Origin of the sequence: Pedobacter ginsengiterrae, from assembly GCF_039537385.1 — a bacterium.
Classification (GTDB): Bacteria; Bacteroidota; Bacteroidia; order Sphingobacteriales; family Sphingobacteriaceae; genus Pedobacter; species Pedobacter ginsengiterrae.
This window is the reverse complement of sequence record NZ_BAABAK010000020.1, coordinates 39,067-54,113: the sequence shown is the minus strand read 5'-3', so window position 1 is coordinate 54,113 and position 15,047 is coordinate 39,067. Positions and strand designations below refer to the sequence as shown.

The following is a 15,047-nucleotide window of genomic DNA, read 5'->3' as shown; positions in this document are numbered from 1 at the left end:
TACAATGGATAAAAGAGACTTAAAGGTCGCCGTTATTGATATGAATAACGGCGCACCTAATCAGGGTATGCGGGGAATTAAGGAAATTTTATCCCGATTTAAAATTGAAAATGACATAAACCTTTCTTTCGATGTTTTCGATTTAAGGCAAAATGGAGAAATACCCGATATTAGCTACGATGCATATATTTCAAGCGGGGGGCCAGGAAGCCCGATTGAAAGCAAAGGCGAAAAATGGGAAAATGATTTTTTTAATCTTTTAGATCAAATAGAATCTTTTAATGCATCGAATGATGAACAGAAGAAATATGCTTTTCTAATCTGTCATTCTTTTCAGCTGGCTTGCCGTAAATATGAATTAGGAAATGTTACCGAAAGACGATCAAATGCCTTTGGTATTTTCCCAATAACCTTAACGGAAGATGGCGAAAAAGATGAGATTTTTAGCGGCATTACAAATCCATTTTTCTCGGTTGATAGTAGAGATTGGCAGGTTATAGAACCAGATTTTAATGCTTTCGATAAAAAAGGAGCAAAATTGCTCGCTATTGAGAAAGAAAGAAAACATGTTGATTTGGAACGCTGCATGATGTCAATCCGCTTTACTGACGAAATAATAGGTACTCAATTTCACCCAGAGGCAGATCCAGTTGGGATGAAAATGTACTTACTTCAAGACGAGAAAAAGAAAGCCATTACCGATTTACATGGGGAACAAAAATATTTAGATATGCTGAATAGTTTAGATGATCCAGCCAGAATTGTGTTAACGCAAAGTGTTATCCTTCCTAATTTTTTAAATAAAGCAATAGGAAATTTGCAAGAGGCCTAAAGCTGGAAAATCAATTTTATTTATTTTTCGGCGGTCGTAATTTCAAGGCACGAAGTAATCTTTAAACACTCGCTAATCAACTCAGAGCATTAAGATTACTTCGTGTCTTGCAATTACGCTATTACTAAAAGAATAACATTATGATACCTGCAAAACGTCAAAAATATAATCAACAATTTACTGAAGAGAAATATAAAAATTTCTTAGAAAAACTGCAAGATGGTTACTGTGAGATACCTTTCCGCGTAGCCGAAACACCTATATTTATTCCAAAAGCTTTAAAGGCAAAGCTAATTGCAGCAGGCGAAGAAATTATAAGCTTAATTAAGCAACCCGATTTCAAGGAATTAACAAAAAATTCAATCCCCAAAAACTGGAATGTTCCAAACGAAAACGAACAGCCACATTTCTTAACTTTCGATTTCGGTATATGTAAAAATGAAGCCGGAGAATTAACACCAATGTTAATTGAAATGCAGGGCTTCCCTTCACTATATGGCTTTCAGTCGCACTTAGCAAATTCCTTCAGGCAAGTTTTTGAAATCGATAATTCAGTTAATCACTTTCTAAATGATTTCGATGAAAAACAATATATCCAACTCCTTAAAGATGTAATACTTGGCAATCATCAACCAAGCGAAGTAGCCTTAATGGATGTTGATGCACCAAACCAAAAAACAGCTATCGATTTTTTTGTAACACAAAAAATGCTCGGCATTAAAATACTGGCATTGGAAGACATCAAGAAAATTGGTAATCAGTTATTTTATGAGGAAAATGGTAAACAAATTCAATTAAAACGAATTTATAACCGATTAATATTTGATGAGGTTGCCGATAATACAGAAATATTTAAAAACAGTTTCGACCCACGAGAAGAGCTCGATGTAGAATGGGTAACTCATCCGAATTGGTTCTACAGAATAAGTAAATATACTATGCCTTTTTTAAATAGTGAGTTTGTACCAGAAACCCGTTTTCTAAACCAAATAGAAAGTATTCCTGCTGATTTAGAAAATTATGTACTAAAGCCACTATTCTCTTTTGCTGGAATGGGCGTTATTATAGACGTAACTAAAAATGATATTATCAACATTAAAGACCCTGAAAACTGGATTCTACAAAGGAAAGTTACCTATGAACCTGTTGTAGAGGCACTCGATGGTGGTGTGAAAGCAGAGATCAGAATGATGTATTTATGGCCTGATAATGGAGAACCTCAGCTTTGCATTAATTTAGCACGACTAAGTAGAGGAAAAATGATTGGTGTACGTTACAACGCGGATTTTGATTGGGTTGGCGGAACTGTTGGCTTTATGGAAGATTAATATTATCATTATGCGCTTGTCGAACAATACATCCATTCTACAAGCTCATAACCTTTTTACATTTAACTGAAACCACAACCGCAAAAGCTGTTTATATTTGTATTATGAATATTCAAACGATATTAGTCTTTTTACTTTTTGCGGTAGCATTGGTATATGTTGGCCGTTTGGTTTTTAAATCTCTTCAGGTTAAAAAAGATGGGTGTGGCGGCAATTGCAAATGTGGTGTAGATTTTTCTGATATTAAACCTGTAAAAAAATAATTGCTGTTTTTATGATTGATCAGTTTAAAAGCTATCTCAAAGAAAAAATAGAAATAACTGATGAACAATTCGACAGCATTTCTTCTGTTTTAAAAGTTAAAAAATTCGATAAAAACGAAATTGTACAATATACTGGAGATCTTAATAAACATGGCTTTTTTGTTTGTAAAGGATTACTTCGGGCATATTCCATCGATTCGAAGGGTAAAGAGCATATTCTCCAATTTGCTCCCGAAAACTGGTTAGTTTCTGATAGAAATAACATGAATAATGAACCATCAATATTTTTTATTGATGCAATTGAAACTACGGAAGTAATCGTAATGCCAAATAATTTTATGGAACAAGCCGCCATTCAGGTTCCATGTTTACAACCTATGCATGCAAAATTACTAAATAATTCTATCCGCTTTATGCAGAAAAGAATTAATATGCTTTTAAGCGCAACAGCCGAAGAAAGATACCTAGACTTCATCAAGCTTTACCCTAACCTTACTTTACGCGTGCCTCAGTGGATGATTGCTTCTTACTTAGGCATAACGCCAGAGTCTTTAAGCCGAGTGAGAAAAGAACTGGCAAATAAACATTTCCGCCCCTAAACAGGATTTGTTGAATTAAAGATTTTCATAATTGCTTCTATTGTTTTAAAATGATTTAAAAGCTTCGAATTATGTCTTATAATCCTGAAAATCAAATTAATCTCGAAAATCCTGTGATTACTTATCATACATCAATTTTTCTAAAAACTTCTCGCCGTACTTTTGTTATGTAAATATTAAACATATCAAAAACAAAACATATGGCAACTACTAAATGGACATTAGATCCAACCCACAGCGAATTACAATTTAAAGTAAAACACTTGATGATTACTACTGTAACAGGTAGTTTAAAATCGTTTTCGGCTGAATTAACATCTGAAGGCGATGAATTTGAAAATTCAGACATTGCTTTCAAAGGAGATATTGCATCAATTGATACTGGAAATACAGATCGTGACAATCACTTAAAAAGTGGCGATTTCTTTGACGCTGAAAAATTTGCACACATCGAATTTAAATCTACATCGGTAGAAAAAGATGGCAGCGATTATATTGTTAAAGGTGATTTAACCATTAAAGGCGAAACTAAACCAGTAAAATTAACAGCTGAGTTTGGTGGTATTGCAACCGATCCATGGGGAAATACTAAGGCAGGTTTCACTTTAAGCGGAAAAATTAATCGCTCTGATTTTGGTTTAACCTGGAATGCAGCATTAGAAACTGGTGGTGTAATGGTTAGCGAAGAAGTTCGTTTATTGGGCGAGTTGCAGTTTGTAAAACAAGCTTAAATAATGGCGTTTTGCGGTAAGCATTTTATGGTTTATCGCAAAATGCTAAATTATAGGAAAGGGTTCCAATAATGGAAACAAAAACAAAAGAAGTAGCAAATGTATTAAAAGCACCAGCACCTCATATGGTCGGCGATGGCTTCAGAGTACATAATTTTTTCCCAAGCGGTTATGAAATCGATATGAATCCGTTCTTCCTCATGGATTATGGTTCAAAAATCGAATTTTCAGCACGGAAAGAGCCGCGTGGCGTTGGTGTTCATCCTCATCGTGGCTTTGAAACGGTAACAATTGCTTATCATGGCGCTGTAGCGCATCACGATAGTTCGGGCAACAGTGGCATTATATTCCCAGGCGACGTACAATGGATGACAGCTGCAAGTGGAATTTTGCATAAAGAATACCATGAAGAGGCATATAGTTTAACAGGTGGTCCGTTTCAAATGGTTCAGCTTTGGATTAATTTGCCTGCCAAAGATAAAATGAGCAAACCCAAATATCAAGCCGTTAAACAAGCTGATATGGCGAAATTTATTTTACCAGATAATGGTGGCAATATTGAAATAATTGCAGGTAGTTATCAAGGCATTACTGGCAATGCGAGTACATTTACACCAATAGAGTTATACAATGCAAGGATAAATAAAGGTGGGAAAGCCAGTTTTAATTTTGCTTCAAATTTTAACACGGGCTTTATGATCGTTGAAGGCTCTGTTAAAATAAATGGGACAGAACTTGCCCAGGTTGATAGCTTTATCCATTTCAAAAAAGAGGGTGAAGAAGTTAGCCTTGAAGCATTAGAAAACAGTGTGATTTTAATTTTAAGTGGTCAACCTATCGATGAACCTATTTTTCAATACGGCCCATTTTTAATGAATACAGAGGCCGAAATAGACCAAGCCATTTCAGATTATAACCAAGGTAAATTCGGGTATTTAGAAGAATAAAACAGGTTTATAGTTTATATTTTTAGCCGCTATGTTTTAATAAAATATAGCGGCTTTTTTCGTAATTTGGATTTAAACCCGCTCAAAAAAATTATACTCCCTTTTTCTATAGAGAGCAAACTTGCAATATTAAGGATATTAAGCTATTACCCCTAGATTTTTTCATACAATCTTCATATTCCTTCATCATATTTGTTACTTAAATCAGACCTGAAAAAAATGTCCGGAAAACAAATATTTCAAACTGAGAACAAACGCCGCTGGAATACCTTTACCTGGGTAAGCCGCTCATTTTTCTTAGTTTTTATTGGCGCCATAATTTGTGTTGCCTTTACCCTCTCTTCTGTTCAATACCCAAGTTTACCATTCATAAATACCAATGGGCCGCTAACAGAAAAACAATTAGAAAAATTAAAAAAATCTCAGCAATACAAAGATTTTAAGATCGAAAAATCTAAACTGCAAAAGATTAAAAAAGATCGTGAGCTTAGAATTTTAACCCGTCATGGTAATGAAAAACGAATTAACATGGCTTTCTATGTAAGCTGGGCTGGAACTGTTGGCAAATCATTACCCGATTTAAAAAGAAACATAGGCCATTTGGATATGGTTGCTACTGAATCCTTTTTCTTAAATGGAGATTCGATTGTAGATAAAGCGGACACGGCAGCACTTCGTGTAATTCACGAAGGAAGAAAATCGGCAATTGCAGTCGTTTCCAATTTCAACAAAGATCATTGGGACGGTCCCGCCGTTAAAAGATTATTAAATGATATGCCAGCTCAGCAAAAGCTGATTTACAATTTAATAGAAATTACCAAAAAATACCGCTACAAAGGTATAAACATAGATTTTGAAGAACTTAACCTGGAAAATCGTGATGGATTTAATGCCTTCATGAAAAATCTTTACACGCAGTTTCACGCAGAAAAACTAATTGTTTCGCAGGATATCTCTCCAGAGAACGACGATTATAGTCCAGAAGTTTTGCAGCATTATAACGATTACATCGTTTTAATGGCTTACGATCAGCATTCGGAAGATAGTAATGCAGGCGACATCTCGCATCAGGAGTGGGTGGAAGAAAAACTGGATGACATTTGCGGCAAAATGGATGCGAGTAAAGTAATTTTGGCATTAGCCTGCTATGGTTACGATTGGCCCGATAAAAGTGTTGGAACACCCGTTACTTACGAAACCGCAATGACCACTGCCGTAAATTACAAAAGCAAAATTAATTACGATCCAGCTTCTGCAAATTTAAATTTTAGCTATAAAGACGGCAGTGGTATCAATCACAAAGTTTACTTTACAGATGCTGCAACCAATTTTAATTTAATTCGCAAAGCCGATGATTGGGGAGTTGCTGGTATTGCTTTATGGCGATTAGGTGCTGAAGATAAACGCTTATGGCAATTCATCTCTCACGATTTAAGTTTAGATTCTTTAAAGAAACACCCAGTTGATTTGCGAAAAATATCGACCTTAACAATGGGTGGCATTGCGTACATCGGCGATGGTGAAATTCTTGATTTAATATCTACACCAAACCCTGGAGCAGTTCAGTTTACCCTGAATACGGATGATTTTACGATTAAAAACCAAGTTTATACCCGCTTACCAACGCAATATGTAATTAAGCGATTTGGAGAAGCCGATAAAAAAATAGTTTTAACTTTCGATGACGGCCCTGATCCAGTTTATACGCCCCAAGTTCTAAGTATTCTTAAAAAGGAAAATGTACCCGCCTGTTTCTTTGTTGTGGGTATCATGGCCGAAAAAAACATGGAATTGTTAAAGCAGGAGTATGATGACGGTTACGAGATTGGCAATCACACTTTCTTTCATCCAGATATGTCGGCTATTGGACCCCGCCGTGTTAAATTCGAATTAAATGCTACTCGTCGTTTAATTGAAGCCGTTACAGGCCATAGTACGATATTATTTCGTGCACCATTTAATGCCGATGCCGAGCCACAAAACACTTCAGAAATTTTACCTGTTGCGCAAAGTCGTAAAGAAAATTATATAAACATAGGTGAGTTAATCGATCCAGAAGATTGGGAACCAGGCAAAACAGCCGATCAGATTTTTAACGAAGTAGTAAAGCAACAAGACAACGGAAATATCTTGCTATTGCATGATGCAGGAGGGAATCGCGAAGCTACAGTTGCTGCATTGCCTAGAATTATCAAATACTTTAAGCAAAAAGGCTACACTTTTACTACAGTAGGCGACTTAATGGGCAAAAAAAGGTCAGAATTAATGCCCGCTGTAAAATCAAGTGCAAATAGCGGTTTCTTAGGTTCTGGAAATTATTTCTTTATTAATTTCTTCTATTATGGAAATATGATTTTGAATGTAATCTTTAGCGTTGCAATTGTTCTGGCCATATTAAGAACAATTTTTATTGCCTATTTAGCGATCAGACAGCGAAAAAGATCAAGAAAAAATGCTTATAAAAGATTAAAAAACCCTACAGAAAAGGTTAGTATAATTATTCCCGCTTATAATGAAGAAATAACTGCCGTTCATACAATAAATAGTTTATTAAAAACCACCTATCCAAATTTTGAATTAATTTTTGTAGATGATGGTTCGAAAGATAAAACCTTCGAAATTATTAACGAAGCCTTTGCAAACCATCCGCAGGTTAAGGTATTTAGAAAAGAAAACGGAGGGAAAGCATCTGCATTAAATTACGGTATAACAAAAGCCAGCGCCGATTACATCATTTGTATTGATGCAGATACTCAATTAAAAACAGATGCGGTTACCGAGCTGATGCGTTACTTCTACAGCCCCAAAATTGCTGCTGTAGCTGGCACAGTTAAGGTCGGAAATGCAAACAACATCATTACAAAATGGCAATCAATTGAATATATTACCGCCCAGAATATGGATCGGAGAGCATTTGACTTGCTTAACACCATCACTGTAGTTCCAGGCGCTATTGGCGCTTTCCGTAAAGATGTTGTGTTAGAAGTTGGGGCGTTTACAATCGATACGCTTGCCGAAGATTGCGACCTAACCATGCGCATTTTAAAAGCTGGTTACAAAGTAAAAAACTGCGATAGCGCCATTGCTTACACCGAAGCACCAGAAACCGTAAATATGTTATTAAAACAACGTTTCCGCTGGAGTTTTGGAGTTATGCAGAGTTTTTGGAAAAACCGCAAGACTTTATTAAACAGAAAGTATGGCTATTTCGGAATGGTTGGAATGCCTAACATTCTCATTTATCAAATCATACTTCCGCTATTTTCACCACTAGCCGATTTGTTTATGCTTATATCGTTAATTAGCGGTTTATTTTCGCTTAGCGCCATAAACAACCTAACACTTACTGGCTTTTCTGGAATTTTAAGTCTTCATAACGGTTTCGGACAAGTACTTTTCTATTACATCATATTCATTTTAGTCGACATGATTTTTGCCGCAATTGCATTTAAAATGGAGAATGAAAAATTTAAAAACCTGTTATACATATTTCCTCAGCGGTTTTTCTGGAGGCAACTTATGTATCTGGTTTTATTCCGTTCTTTCCGTAAGGCAATAAAAGGCGAATTGGAAACCTGGGGAACACTAAAAAGAACTGGAAACGTAAAAGAATCGGCTTCTTAAAGGATTTGGAAACGATTGTTGTTTACATTTGGCGGCCGATAGTCCTGCCATTCGCTGTAGCCACGATAAAAAAAATCGTGGCTGCCGCCGCTATTGTCAGGTTTATAAACAATGGTTTTGCGCCATGCAAACCGCCAAAATGAAATGCTGAAACAATTTTATAGCCCTCGTTGCAGCGTTACCCTGCAGCGAGGAAGCATGACGAAGCGAAGCGTATAAGCGAAAAAGAGGAAGAAATGTAAATTTATACGCAGGCCATGCGCTTCAAATATTATTAAGTCTTTTCTATTAAACAAACCGCATAAGCAACCACACCTTCTTCTCGGCCAATAAAGCCCATGGTTTCGTTAGTGGTAGCCTTTATCGAAATGTCTTCAGTAGAAATTCCTATTGCATTGGCAATATTTTCTTGCATGGCAGAAATATGAGGATTAATTTTTGGTGCCTCAAGGCAAAGCATCGCATCGATATTGCCAACCTGCCAGTTTTTTTCGGCTAAAAGTTTAACAGTTTCTTTAAGCAAAATCATACTGCTAATTCCTTTCCATCTATCATCTGTATTTTTAAAATGAAAACCAATATCCCTTAAATTAGCAGCACCCAAAAGCGCATCGCAAATTGCATGCAATAAAACATCTGCATCCGAATGCCCAAAAGCACCTTTATGATGATCGAGCGTTACACCGCCAACTACAAAAGGATGTTTATCTTTTAACTGGTGCACATCAAACCCAAAGCCTACCCTTATTTTCATATCAAAAAAATATTATTTAGAATTACTGGCACGAAATTGCCAAAATAATTTGAATCGGTTTTACTTAAATGTCTTTTTATCGCCGAAGTTAAATAAAAGGCTAAAACGTAAGGTATTTGCCAAAGGACTCGACTGAGCATTTGCAATCAAATAAGCAAAGTCGATATTAAAAACGTTGTATTTTAAGCCTGCACCTAAAGTGAAGTATCTGCTATCGCCTTTCTGTGGACTTTGGTAATTATACCCTCCACGAACAGCAAATTGCTGATTGTACCAATATTCAAATCCTGTAGATATACCAACTTCTTTTAATTCTTCACTAAAACCACCAGGAGCATCGGTAAACGAACCAAATATGCCTGCAGGAACTGAACGATTCGGATCTTTTCCACTTATAATATTGTTATTTGAATCGTAAATAGGTTGGGTTGGAACTAGGAGTTTATTTAAATCTAAAGCAAAAGTGAATGTACTAAAATCATCTATAACAATTGTAGATGCACCACCGAGTTTAAAATTGGTTGGAAGAAAATAACTTTGTCCTCCATCAGAATAACTCATTTTTGTACCGATATTCGAAATATTAGCACCTGCCGATAAGATTGCATCTTTACCAAACATGGTTGTAGAGGTTTTGTATAAACCTGCAATATCAATACTTACCGCATTACCTCCACGAACTATTCCGCTGGAAGAAAACTGACCAGATGCCAAATTAGAATAAATATACCTTAACGAACTTCCCAAAGAAAATTCTTTGCCAAAAGAACGTGCGAAAGTAACATCAAAAGCCAATTCATTAGGATTTGAAATACCTAAATCTTGCTGGTTAATATCGGTTAATTGAATTTGGCCTAAAGAAAAATACCTTAACGAAGCGCCAATTGTATTTCGATCATCAAGTTTATAAAAACCACTTAAATAAGCCAGGTTAATATCAGGAACAAGGCTTTTTAACCACGGACTGTAAGAAAGTGCAAAACCATAAGGCTTATCTAAAAAAGCAAGCTTAGCAGGATTTATACTAGCAGAGTTTACATCTCCAGCAATGGCTACGCCTGCATCGCCCATTGCTCCTGCTCTTGCATCGGGCGTAATTAGTAAAAACGGTACAGCTGTTACAATGTTATTAGATTCGCTTCCATTTGTTTGGGTACCTCCAATTGTAACCTGCGCATTTGCTTTACCAAATACCAAAGCTACAGATAGAGCAGAAAAAGCAAGCTTACTAATATACTTGAGATTCATTCTTAGGGATACGTATTTAAGATTTTTGGTAAGTTAATATTTTTGTAGAATATATTCATCAAACGTAAAAGCCATAATTATATTTTACAGTAAACTTACGCTTTTTGAAATTCTTACTAACTAAAACTACGACTTTTATTAGCAATTGTTTCAGATCGAAATCGTCTCTAAATTTAATTAATTCTTTTTCTTAAATAAACTATTTAATTTATCAGCAATGGCATCTTTAACCTTTTCTGTTGCCTTGGCCTTAACAGTATCGATCTTTGCTTGCGCCTTAGTTTCCAACTCTGCTCTTTTATCGGCAATCGCATTATTTACAACATCTTTTACAGCAGTTTTAGTATCACCAGCACCATATTTTAAATTAATTGTTGGTTTTAAAAACGTACCCCCTAAAACAGCATTTACCTTTATTGTTTCACTCATAGATACGTTAGTTCCAACCTTACCATTTAACTTTGCAATCATAGCATTGGCAGTTTCATTGGCTTTTACCCCTAACATAGCTCTTGGTAAATTTAACCCTAAATCGTAATCCATAGTTTGATCTAAACCATTCGAACCTTGAACATTCATCACAATTCCATCTTTTTTAATATCGAATGGAGCTACATTTAAGCGGCCATCATTGATTTTAAATTTGGTAATTAAATTATTAAGCTCAAGCTTTTTAAATTTATCAGAACTTAATGATGAAGCCAACTTATTCAACGGTTCAAAACCATCTACAACAGCTTGAATAATGTTTGTTAAGCCCTCTGCATTAATGCTCGAATAAACAGGCATCATGTGTTCGTCTAAATCGGAGTTGAATTTTAAATTTGTAGAAAAAATCCCTTTAGTGTATTTAGCAACTGGTGCAAGTAGTTTAACCGTATTAAATGCTGAGAATGCCTTTTGAATATCCATTTTTTCAATTCCAAAATCTACATCTACTTTTGGCTTCTTCGGATCTACTGTTGCGTATGAACCATTCATTTTTACCGTTCCATCAAGCATATTCATCGCCATATCTTTAAAGGTTACAGTTTTGTTTTTCACCAATAAAGTGCCATGGGCATTCGTAATATCGTAGGTATCGTATAAAACCCGACCAGCCTTTGCGGCTAAATTAAAATCTATATTACCAGGAACTTCAAAAACCGATAATTTTGAATCTGTTTTTTTTCCAGATTCTTCGGTTGTCGATTTCGGACCCATTAACTCATTTACATCAATTAAATTCGATGACATATTAAAATTACCCTGTAAAGCCTGATTCTTTTTAAAGAAGTAGCTCAGGTAATTATTTACTGAACCATTGGCGGCAAAATCGCTCTTACCAACTTTAGCAGATAAATTGCTTAATGTTATGTTTTTCGGACTAAAAACCATTTTAGCCGTTGAAACACTTACAGGCATTGGAACATTTTTCCCAGCATAATTAAAGTTGTTAGCTAATATTTGTCCTGATGCTTTAAAGGCCTCATATTGTCCTTTATCAATTGATGATTTTCTACCGGCAGCCTGCACATCGGCATCTAAAATCCCGCTTAAAGTCATATCCTTCATCGGAAATATGGCTGTTAATTGCTTCAAATCTAATTTTCCTTTTAATGCCATATCAACATATGGATCTGTAGTTGGATTTTTAAGTAGCAATCTACCATCAACAGGAACCTGACCAAATTCTAGGTGAAAAGCAGGAACGTTAACAACTGTATGATCAATAACTCCATCAGGATTAGTAATTTGAGATTTTACCTGAATGTTATTTATCGCCGAAGGCAAAAAAGGATATTTAACTTTACCATTTTCTATAGATAGATTTACATTGAAAGCAGGTAAAGATTTATCATTATAGGTGCCTTTTGCCACTCCATTCATAGCAAATTTGCCCCTTGCTTCCATATCTTTAAAGTTGGCAGCATAAATTGCAGGAATAAGCGACAGGAAATTTTTAAGCTCCGATTGTTTTGCATCGAACTTAAGGTCCATAACAATATCCTGATCGTTTGGCATTGCTAAATACCCAATTGCAGATAAAACTAATTCATTTAGTTTGATTTTATTTTCAGCGAAAGCAAATTTCATATGCTTCAAATCAATATCAATTGGTAGTTCTGCATCTAACTTCACTTTATTTAAATAAGGAATTCCGCCATACTTAACAGTCAGTTTTTCGATATCTGATTGCGTTTGAAGCGTAAATAAATCCTGAGTAAAATCTCCTTTTCCTGTATGGTTCAGGTTTTCCAAATTCATGAAAAATCCGAGCGAAGCATCATCGTAAATAATCTTGCCTTTCTCAATCGTATATTTTTGCAAAGCTATTTTGAAGGCTGTTTTAGCAGTATCACCAGAGGTAGAAGTAGAGTCGGACTTCATAATATCCCAGTTACTCTTTCCGCTTTTTAATACATGGGCAAAAATATTAGGTTCATTTAAATTTACTGATTTAATTTGATAGGTTTCGCCCTTAATAACGCTTAATAAATTAACATTTAGTTGCAATTGTTTAACATTCGCCAATGTATCTTTAGCAAAACTATCAATGCCTACTATGGTTAAATTGTTGATTTTTATCCCCAAATTGGGAAAAGAGCTAATTAAACTTAAATCCAAATCCTTAAAATCAACTTTTGCATTAACACTTTTATTTATGGCAGACTTGATTTTGGCATCAATTTCCTTTTTGAAAAATAAAGGAATAGCTATTGCAGCAGCAAAAAAGATTATGAATAAGGATAAAATTACAATCGAAACTTTTTTAAGCATAGTTTAATCTTTAATGATGAATGGTTTGAATTATGAAAATACACAATAAGCACTCCAAAATTAAACTTAAAATCTATTCTGTTAAAGCATTGCAAACTAATTCACCACCACCACAATACATTGAAGATTAATACGTTTAGCTTAAAAAAACATACACGAAACATTTATTAACACAAATTTTACGAAATCATATAAATTTCCGTAAATTTATCGGTTGAATAAGCCCTAATTCATGTTATAAAGCAACATATGAAAAAACTATTACTATATTCTTTTACTTGCATTACCCTTGTTACTGCTCTTTCTTCTTGTGGAGGCAACAAAGGCGGTGCTTCAAGTAAAACAGGAATTCCTTATGCAGACAAGAAAAACAAAACTTACAGTAGTTTTTCTGTAGCAAGCAAATACAAACGTGCACCTGGACCTGGCTTAATTCCTATTGAAGGTGGTGTTTTAGTTGTTGGCGGAAGTGCAATTGAGGTTGCAGGAGTTGAACCTAACATTTACAACTACAAAAGACAGGTTACTGTACCGTCGTTTTATATGGATGAAACCGAAGTTTCAAACACCGATTGGTTAGAATACTTACACTGGATTAGAACCAGTTATCCTGAAGACCGTGAATATTATTACAATGAATTGCCCGATACTTTAGTTTGGCGTCGTGCATTATCGTACAATGAACCTTACGTAGATAACTATTTAAGACACCCTGCATATAGAGATTACCCTGTTGTAGGTGTAAGCTGGGAACAAGCGTCACGCTTCTGCGAATGGAGAACTTCTCAGGCAAATGAATACATATTACGTCAGAAAGGTATTTTAACTGGTTATAAAGAATTAGCAGGAAATAAAACAGGTCGCGGAAACACAACCACGGCTGCTGCAACTGCAAGACCAGATAAACCATTTAATACCGAGGCTTACTTAAATGGCCAGTATGATGACAAAGGAAAGAACGCACCTAAAGATTACAATGCAAGTGCAGGTGCATCTGTTGGGGCAGCAGGTGGAAGAGGCGGCAATGCTACCCCAACTAGAAATGCAACTTTAGAAGATGGTGTAATTATGCAGCCTTATCGTTTACCAACAGAAGCGGAGTGGGAATATGCTGCTTTAGGCTTAATTGGTAATACAGAATACGAAAACGTAAGTCAAAACAAAATATATCCTTGGAACGGCTTAGGCGTGAGTTCTGCAAGTAAAAAAACAAGAGGTTTAGTGCAAGCCAACTTTAAAAGAGCACCTGGTGATTACATGGGTGTTGGTGGTTCATTAAATGATAAAGCAGATTTAACTGCTCCGGTACTTTCTTATAACCCTAACGATTTCGGACTCTATAACATGGCTGGCAACGTTAACGAATGGGTAAATGACGTTTATCGTACAGGAACATTTACTGATGCAGAAGCTTTTAATCCTTATCGTGGTAACCAATTCCAGGATAAGCAATTATCTGACGCGGCTAATGGAAAAATAGCTTTAGATAAATATGGCAAACCAATTAAAGGAAATGCTTATTCTGGTAAGAAATTAACTTGGGCAGAGAAACAAGCTTTAGCAAAAAGAGCAGATTCTATTGCTAAATCTCCAGATCCAACTGCAGCAGTAACCAATTACCAGGCTGATGAAAGAGGTTATCGCGACAAGCAAAACAAATTATTAAACGAAGAAGGTGTTTCTTTAGTTAATGATAAATCAAGAGTTTATAAAGGTGGTTCATGGAACGATATGGCTTACTGGTTAAATCCAGCTACACGTCGTTTCTTACAACAAGACGATGCTTCGGCTGAAGTTGGTTTCCGTTGTGCAATGACAATGCTTGGAGCTCCTGAAATCAGCACTGCAGGAAAAAGAAACTTCAAGCAGGCAAAACCTAAAGCTTTTAATCCTAAAAGATAACCTAACAAAAAATGCCCGATGAAAATCGGGCATTTTTTGTTATTATAGATTTGTGCAGA

11 protein-coding genes are annotated in these 15,047 nt (G+C 35.5%); 8 read left to right on the top strand and 3 right to left on the bottom strand.

Annotation, left to right across the window (positions count from 1 at the left end; all coding sequences use genetic code 11):
• The first annotated feature begins 4 nt into the window (after window positions 1-4).
• The 7 genes from ABD692_RS18860 to ABD692_RS18830 all read left to right on the top strand — a co-directional run bounded on the left by ABD692_RS18860 (window position 5) and on the right by ABD692_RS18830 (window position 8,324).
• Window positions 5-832, top strand: coding sequence for a type 1 glutamine amidotransferase (locus ABD692_RS18860; protein WP_344769465.1), 828 nt, complete (start codon window positions 5-7; stop codon window positions 830-832).
• A gap of 140 nt (window positions 833-972) precedes the next feature.
• The gene (locus ABD692_RS18855; RefSeq protein ID WP_344769463.1) at window positions 973-2,160 is read left to right on the top strand and encodes a hypothetical protein; all 1,188 of its coding nucleotides are present in this window, start codon (window positions 973-975) and stop codon (window positions 2,158-2,160) included.
• Window positions 2,161-2,264: 104 nt separating this feature from the next.
• Entirely contained in the window at window positions 2,265-2,423 is a 159-nt protein-coding gene (locus ABD692_RS18850; RefSeq protein WP_230142220.1) for a FeoB-associated Cys-rich membrane protein, read from the top strand.
• A gap of 11 nt (window positions 2,424-2,434) precedes the next feature.
• A complete protein-coding gene (locus tag ABD692_RS18845; protein WP_344769459.1) occupies window positions 2,435-3,022 on the top strand; it encodes a Crp/Fnr family transcriptional regulator in 588 nt (195 codons plus the stop codon).
• A gap of 200 nt (window positions 3,023-3,222) precedes the next feature.
• Entirely contained in the window at window positions 3,223-3,753 is a 531-nt protein-coding gene (locus ABD692_RS18840) for a YceI family protein (protein WP_316764354.1), read from the top strand.
• A 71-nt stretch (window positions 3,754-3,824) separates the two neighbouring features.
• Entirely contained in the window at window positions 3,825-4,700 is an 876-nt protein-coding gene (locus ABD692_RS18835) for a pirin family protein (protein ID WP_344769456.1), read from the top strand.
• 219 nt (window positions 4,701-4,919) lie between these two features.
• Complete coding sequence (locus ABD692_RS18830) at window positions 4,920-8,324, top strand: trifunctional glycoside hydrolase family 18/polysaccharide deacetylase/glycosyltransferase family 2 protein (RefSeq protein WP_344769454.1); 3,405 nt, start codon at window positions 4,920-4,922, stop codon at window positions 8,322-8,324.
• Between the two features lie 274 nt (window positions 8,325-8,598).
• Here the strand turns inward: ABD692_RS18830 and ispF are convergent, their stop codons facing one another.
• The 3 genes from ispF to ABD692_RS18815 form a co-directional block, all read right to left on the bottom strand.
• Entirely contained in the window at window positions 8,599-9,078 is a 480-nt protein-coding gene (gene ispF, locus ABD692_RS18825) for a 2-C-methyl-D-erythritol 2,4-cyclodiphosphate synthase (RefSeq protein WP_344769452.1), read from the bottom strand.
• A 60-nt stretch (window positions 9,079-9,138) separates the two neighbouring features.
• Window positions 9,139-10,326: a type IX secretion system outer membrane channel protein PorV gene (gene porV / locus ABD692_RS18820; protein ID WP_316764363.1), complete on the bottom strand. Its 1,188-nt coding sequence runs from the start codon at window positions 10,324-10,326 to the stop codon at window positions 9,139-9,141.
• Window positions 10,327-10,503: 177 nt separating this feature from the next.
• Window positions 10,504-13,086: an AsmA-like C-terminal region-containing protein gene (locus tag ABD692_RS18815; protein ID WP_344769450.1), complete on the bottom strand. Its 2,583-nt coding sequence runs from the start codon at window positions 13,084-13,086 to the stop codon at window positions 10,504-10,506.
• A 249-nt stretch (window positions 13,087-13,335) separates the two neighbouring features.
• Between ABD692_RS18815 and ABD692_RS18810 the strand changes: the two genes are divergently transcribed.
• A complete protein-coding gene (locus tag ABD692_RS18810) occupies window positions 13,336-14,988 on the top strand; it encodes an SUMF1/EgtB/PvdO family nonheme iron enzyme (protein WP_316764368.1) in 1,653 nt (550 codons plus the stop codon).
• Window positions 14,989-15,047: the final 59 nt, after the last annotated feature.

Coding starts and splice junctions, on each gene's coding strand:
- ABD692_RS18835 (WP_344769456.1), top strand. CDS start 3,825: ATGGAAACAAAAACAAAAGAAGTAGCAAATGTATTAAAAGCACCAGCA.
- ABD692_RS18815 (WP_344769450.1), bottom strand. CDS start 13,086: ATGCTTAAAAAAGTTTCGATTGTAATTTTATCCTTATTCATAATCTTT.
- ABD692_RS18840 (WP_316764354.1), top strand. CDS start 3,223: ATGGCAACTACTAAATGGACATTAGATCCAACCCACAGCGAATTACAA.
- ABD692_RS18810 (WP_316764368.1), top strand. CDS start 13,336: ATGAAAAAACTATTACTATATTCTTTTACTTGCATTACCCTTGTTACT.
- porV (WP_316764363.1), bottom strand. CDS start 10,326: ATGAATCTCAAGTATATTAGTAAGCTTGCTTTTTCTGCTCTATCTGTA.
- ABD692_RS18855 (WP_344769463.1), top strand. CDS start 973: ATGATACCTGCAAAACGTCAAAAATATAATCAACAATTTACTGAAGAG.
- ABD692_RS18845 (WP_344769459.1), top strand. CDS start 2,435: ATGATTGATCAGTTTAAAAGCTATCTCAAAGAAAAAATAGAAATAACT.
- ABD692_RS18850 (WP_230142220.1), top strand. CDS start 2,265: ATGAATATTCAAACGATATTAGTCTTTTTACTTTTTGCGGTAGCATTG.
- ispF (WP_344769452.1), bottom strand. CDS start 9,078: ATGAAAATAAGGGTAGGCTTTGGGTTTGATGTGCACCAGTTAAAAGAT.
- ABD692_RS18830 (WP_344769454.1), top strand. CDS start 4,920: ATGTCCGGAAAACAAATATTTCAAACTGAGAACAAACGCCGCTGGAAT.
- ABD692_RS18860 (WP_344769465.1), top strand. CDS start 5: ATGGATAAAAGAGACTTAAAGGTCGCCGTTATTGATATGAATAACGGC.